Genomic DNA, 5,369 nt, shown 5'->3' on the forward strand with positions numbered 1-5,369 from the left:
CGCCGGCGCCAGCCGCTCGGGCGCCGGCGCGGATGCGCCCTCGGCCTCGGGAACGTCGTCGTCCTCGCCCACACCCGGCGCGCCGATCACCGGCATCCATCAGGATCTGACCGTGCTGGTGCGCCAGCAACTGGATGTGCTGGCCAACCAGACGCTGAACTGGCAAGGCGAGGCCTGGCCCGGCACCCCGATGGAGTGGGAAGTCGAGCGCGACCCCTACGGCGAGGACCGCGAATCGGCCGTGCCGACCTGGGCCACGCGCGTGAAGCTGGACCTGCCGCGCCTGGGCCTGGTCGACGCCCGGCTGAACCTGGCCGGAGACCAGATCGTGCTGCAGCTGATTGCGCCGCACAGCGCAGCCGAGATCAACGATTCGTCGGACATGCTACGCTCGCGCCTGTTGGCCGCCGGGCTGACCCTGAGCAATCTGACCGTGAACGTGGTTGAACCCCGTCTCGTCATCCCGAACGATTTCTGATGAACACCCCTCCCTCCCCCGCGGACGCCGGCCCGAACGCCAACCGCAACGCGGCGGTCGCCATCTCGTACGACGAAAGCGACGGCGCGCCACGCGTGGTCGCCAAGGGCTATGGCCAGCTGGCGGACACGATCGTCCGGGCGGCCGAGGAAAACGGGCTGTACGTGCACGAATCGCGCGAACTGGTGGGCCTGCTCATGCAGGTCGACCTGGACGCACATATTCCTCCCCAACTCTATGTCGCGGTGGCAGAATTGCTCGCCTGGCTGTACCGCCTGGAATCGCGCGACATCCCCCAGGCCGCGCGGCCCGAAATCTCTACCTAAGGACCATCACCGTGTTGGATGCCGCCGATCCGGAATTCCTGCTGACCCGGCCGGAAGACATGCGCTCAGCGCTCTTCGAGCTGACGCACCCTGACAGCCACATCCTGGTGCGCGATGCCGCGGATCGGGAGATCGCCGTGCTGATCCTGGGCGCCGACAAGCAGACCCGCCAGTTCTTCTGGCGGCCGCGCGACTACGACGGCGCGGACTTTGAACAGTCCGACAGCATGGGTCTGCTCAGCGGCACGACCTTTCACTTCAATGCCACCGCCTATGGCGGCGTGCAGATCCGCTTTCGCGTTCAACGCCCCGACATCATCCATTTCGATGACGGCAGCGCGGCGCTGATGTCGCCCTTCCCTGATCGTCTTGCCCGCATCCAGCGCCGCAAGATGTTCCGCGCCTCGATGATCTCCAGCGCCAGCCGCTGTCTGGCTACGTGGCAACCGGCGCCCGCGGACAAGCCCGTGGGCTTTACCGTGCGCGACATTTCGGTGGACGGCGTGGGTCTGCGCGTGGGTCTGGCCGTGGGCCAGCTGCCCGAGCGCGGTGCGGTGATGGAAGACGTTGAACTGGATTTCGGCGAACTTGGCAAACTGAGCGCCGACCTCGAAGTGCGCAACATCTATCCGGTGTCGGGCCAGCCGATGGCCTCGGCCGAGGGCAGCAGCGACGGCGAAGCGCCCAAGCATGTGTCGCTGACGGGCGAGCCGCCGGTCAGCCATGTGGGCGCGCTGTTCATGAACCTGAATGCGCGCCAGGAGAACTGGCTGCAGCAGGTGGTGTGGCGCCTGGAGAAAGGCGCGCAGCGCAATTGACGGCGCGCTGCCCGAAGGCGCCGCCCAAAGGGCGCGACTGAAACGCAAAAGGCCTTCCCGCGGGAAGGCCTTTGTACAAGTCGTGGGCCTTACACGGCCATTGACGAGATTTCCTTGTAGGCCGCCACCAGCTTGTTGCGCACCTGGACCGCGGTCTGGAAGCCGAGGCTTGCCTTCTGCAGGTCGATCATGACGTCGTTCAAGGAAATGTCGGGAGCGCCCAGCTCGAAAGCCTTGGCCTGATTGCTGGCCGCGTTCTGCGCGGCGGTCACGCGACGGATGGAGCGCTGCAGTTCCGCGGCAAAGCCGTCGGGTTGCGCCACGGCGTCGCCGGCGCCCAGATTACCGGTCTCCGCCTTGCTCACGACCGCGCGCATTTGCTGGAGCATGCCTTCGATGCCGGACAAGCCTGATACAGCCATTACCTATTCCTTGCTGGTGGGGGATTACGCCAAAGTGCACACGCAGCGTAACGCCGATCGGACCCGTCCATAGCCGACAAGAACCGCCAAAAAACCCGACTTTTCAACGAATGCGGACACCCCTTGCCGGGGATACGGCCCCGCTTTGCGTCTCGTCATCGACATAGGGCTTAAGTAACGCCAAAAAACGGCTGTTTTCATCGATTGGGATTGCTGTCTCAGGGGCAATAATCCACGCTCTCCCCAGACCAGAAGCACGTTGCATGTGTAATCGGCCCTACCCAGACATGAAGTCATTTTCCCTGCTCCGCGAAGCCAGCGGGAGCCGTCAATGAATCAGCAGGCTACCCTGAGCTCGTCGCTTCTGGCCAAGTTCCCCGTGCTGGAACGGGTCCGTGCGCTTCCTAAGCCCGTCCTGATCGGCGCCGCCGCAGCCCTCGTCGCGGTGATCGTCGCCGTGGCCATGTGGAGCAGCGAACCGAAATACAAGGTGCTGTTCTCGAACCTGGACGACCGCGATGGCGGCGCCATCGTGACCGCCCTGGGCTCGATGAACGTTCCCTACCGCTACAACGAAAACGGCACCGCGCTGCTCGTGCCGGCCGACCGCGTCTATGACGCCCGGCTGCAGCTTGCGTCGCAAGGCCTGCCGCGCGGCGGTTCCGTCGGCTTCGAGCTGATGGACAACGCCCGCTTCGGCGCCAGCCAGTTTGCCGAACAGATCAACTACCAGCGCGGTCTGGAGGGCGAGCTGGCCCGTTCGATCGAGGCCATGCACACCGTGCAGCATGCCCGCGTCCACCTGGCCATGCCGCGCCAGTCGCTGTTCGTGCGCGAGCGCCAGGCGCCCACCGCCTCCGTGCTGCTGAACCTGTACCCGGGCCGCAGCCTGAGCGACGCCCAGGTTTCCGCGATCTCGTGGCTGGTGGCTTCCAGCGTGCCGGAACTGACCGCCGAAAGCGTGTCCATCGTCGACCAGAACGGCCGCCTGCTGTCCTCCCCGCTGGGTGAAGGCCGCGGCATGGACGCCGATCAGCTTCGCTTCGTGCGCGAGATCGAGCAGCGTACCGTCGAACGCATCCTCACCATCCTGAATCCCCTGGTCGGCCCCGGCAACGTGCACGCCCAGGCCACGGCAGACGTCGACTTCTCGCGCCGCGAGGAAACGTCCGAGGTCTATCGCCCCAACCAGGAACCTGGCCAGGCCGCCGTGCGCAGCCAGCAGACCAGCGATTCCACGCAGCGCGGCGTCGGCCCCGCTCAGGGCGTGCCCGGCGCGCTGTCGAACCAGGCCCCCGCCAACGCGCAGGCGCCCATCGCCAATCCGCCGCAGCAACAGCCGCCGCGTCCCGGCCAGCCGCCGCAGGCCAACGCGCAGCAGCAGCAACAACAGCAGCAGCAGACCGGCACCCAGGCAGCCGCCGCCAACCTGAACGAACGCCGCGACGCGACGACGAACTACGAAGTCGACCGCACCATCAGCCACATCAAGCAGCCGACGGGCAACCTCAAGCGCATGTCGGTGGCCGTGGTCGTGAACTACGTGCGCGACAAGGACGGCGAACTGCAGGCCCTGCCGCCCGAGGAACTGAACAAGCTGACCAACCTGGTGCGCGAAGCCATGGGCTATTCCGAAGGCCGCGGCGACTCGCTCAACCTGGTCAACAGCCAGTTCAACGACGGCCCGCCGCCGCTGCCGATGTGGCGCGATCCGGAAATGATCTCGCTGTTCAAGACGATCCTGCTCTGGCTGGTCGGTGGCGTCCTGGCCCTGTGGCTGTACCGCAAGATTCGCCGCTCGGTCACCGAGTACCTGTACCCGCCGGTGGATCCGGAACAGGCCGAGGCCGAGCGCGTTGAAGCCGCCCGCGAAGCGCAGGACCTGGCCCGCGCCAAGGAAACCGACCGCTATCAGGACAACCTGGAGCGCGCACGCACCATGGCCAACAAGGATCCGCGCGCCGTCGCGATGGTCCTGCGCACCTGGATGACCAAAGATGAAAAATGATTCCCTGCCGATGGACGGCATGACGCGCAGCGCCGTCCTGATGATGTCGCTGGGCGAAGACGCCGCGGCTGAAGTGTTCAAGTACCTGAGCGCCCGAGAAGTCCAGCAGGTCGGCGCCGCGATGGCCAGCCTGAAACAGGTCACGCGCAACGACGTCGCCGTCGTGCTGGAGGAGTTCCGCCTGGAAGCCGACCAGTTCATGGCCGTGACGCTGGGCTCGGACGACTACATCCGCAGCGTGCTGACCAAGGCGCTGGGCAGCGACCGCGCCGCCGGCCTGATCGAAGACATCCTGGAAGCCGGCGACGGCGGCAGCGGCATCGATGCGCTGAACTGGCTGGATCCGAACACCGTGGCCGAACTGATCGGCGACGAGCACCCGCAGATCATCGCGACCATTCTGGTTCACCTGGAGCGCGATCGCGCGGCCGGCGTGCTGGCCCTGCTGACCGACCGCCTGCGCAACGACGTGATGCTGCGTATCGCCACGTTCGGCGGCGTGCAACCGGCGGCACTGTCCGAGCTGACCGAAGTGCTGAACTCCGTGCTGGCCGGCCAGGGCGCCAAGCGCAGCAAGATGGGCGGCGTGCGCACCGCGGCCGAGATCCTGAACATGATGAACTCGACGCAGGAAGAGACCGTGGTCGCCAGCCTGCGCGAACGCGACAACGACCTGGCGCAGAAGATCATCGACGAGATGTTCGTCTTCGACAACCTGCTCGACGTCGAGGACCGCGCCATCCAGCTCATCCTCAAGGAAATCGACAACGACACGCTCATGGTCGCGCTCAAGGGCGCGCAGGAAGAGCTGCGCGCCAAGTTCCTGCGCAACATGTCCAGCCGTGCGGCCGAAATGCTGCGCGAGGACCTGGAAGCTCAGGGCCCGATCCGCATGTCGAAGGTCGAGACCGAACAGAAGAAGATCCTGCAGATCGCGCGCCGCCTGGCGGAGAGCGGCCAGATCGTGCTGGGCAATTCCGGAGACGACGCGTATGTCTGAAGCGGACAACGGCGCGGCGACGCTCATCTCGCGCAGCGCCGCCTGGCGTCGCTGGCAGATGCTGTCGTTCGACGAGCCGGCGCCCGTCGAAGTCGAACCCGAGCCCGAACCCGATCCGGGTCCCGATCCCGCCGTGGTGATGGCGCAGTTGCGCGCCCAGGCCATCGCGGAAGGACACGAGGAAGGCTTGGCGCGCGGTCACGCCGCGGGCATGGAAGCCGGCCAGCAGGCGGGCTACGAGGCCGGCCTTGCCGCCGGCCGCGAAGCCGGTCATGCGGAAGGCCTGGCCCAGGGCCGCGAACAGGGCGCCGCCGAAG

6 protein-coding genes and 1 pseudogene are annotated in these 5,369 nt (G+C 66.5%); 6 read left to right on the forward strand and 1 reads right to left on the reverse strand.

All coding sequences use genetic code 11. The features are described from left to right. From B3446_RS26685 to B3446_RS26695, 3 genes are all read left to right on the forward strand, one after another. On the forward strand, positions 1–478 hold a 478-nt coding region (locus tag B3446_RS26685; RefSeq protein WP_291387008.1), incomplete at its 5' end, for a flagellar hook-length control protein FliK. Continuing rightward, a complete protein-coding gene (locus B3446_RS26690; RefSeq protein ID WP_175126254.1) occupies positions 478–804 on the forward strand; it encodes an EscU/YscU/HrcU family type III secretion system export apparatus switch protein in 327 nt (108 codons plus the stop codon). The genes B3446_RS26685 and B3446_RS26690, both read left to right, overlap by 1 nt. A gap of 14 nt (positions 805–818) precedes the next feature. Further along, a complete protein-coding gene (locus B3446_RS26695; RefSeq protein WP_291387015.1) occupies positions 819–1,622 on the forward strand; it encodes a flagellar brake protein in 804 nt (267 codons plus the stop codon). A gap of 89 nt (positions 1,623–1,711) precedes the next feature. Here the strand turns inward: B3446_RS26695 and fliE are convergent, their stop codons facing one another. Continuing rightward, positions 1,712–2,044, reverse strand: coding sequence for a flagellar hook-basal body complex protein FliE (fliE, locus tag B3446_RS26700; protein WP_175126255.1), 333 nt, complete (start codon positions 2,042–2,044; stop codon positions 1,712–1,714). A gap of 331 nt (positions 2,045–2,375) precedes the next feature. Between fliE and fliF the strand changes: the two genes are divergently transcribed. From fliF to B3446_RS26715, 3 genes and pseudogenes are all read left to right on the forward strand, one after another. Next, positions 2,376–4,052, forward strand: coding sequence for a flagellar basal-body MS-ring/collar protein FliF (fliF, locus tag B3446_RS26705; protein ID WP_191578087.1), 1,677 nt, complete (start codon positions 2,376–2,378; stop codon positions 4,050–4,052). Further along, complete coding sequence (gene fliG, locus B3446_RS26710) at positions 4,042–5,052, forward strand: flagellar motor switch protein FliG (RefSeq protein ID WP_175126257.1); 1,011 nt, start codon at positions 4,042–4,044, stop codon at positions 5,050–5,052. Before fliF ends, fliG begins: the two co-directional genes overlap by 11 nt. Next, positions 5,045–5,369: pseudogene (locus B3446_RS26715) on the forward strand (flagellar assembly protein FliH); the annotation flags it as partial. The gene fliG and the pseudogene B3446_RS26715, both read left to right, overlap by 8 nt.

Origin of the sequence: Achromobacter sp. UBA5777 (genome assembly GCF_002418565.1) — a bacterium.
Lineage (GTDB): Bacteria > Pseudomonadota > Gammaproteobacteria > Burkholderiales > Burkholderiaceae_B > Achromobacter > Achromobacter animicus.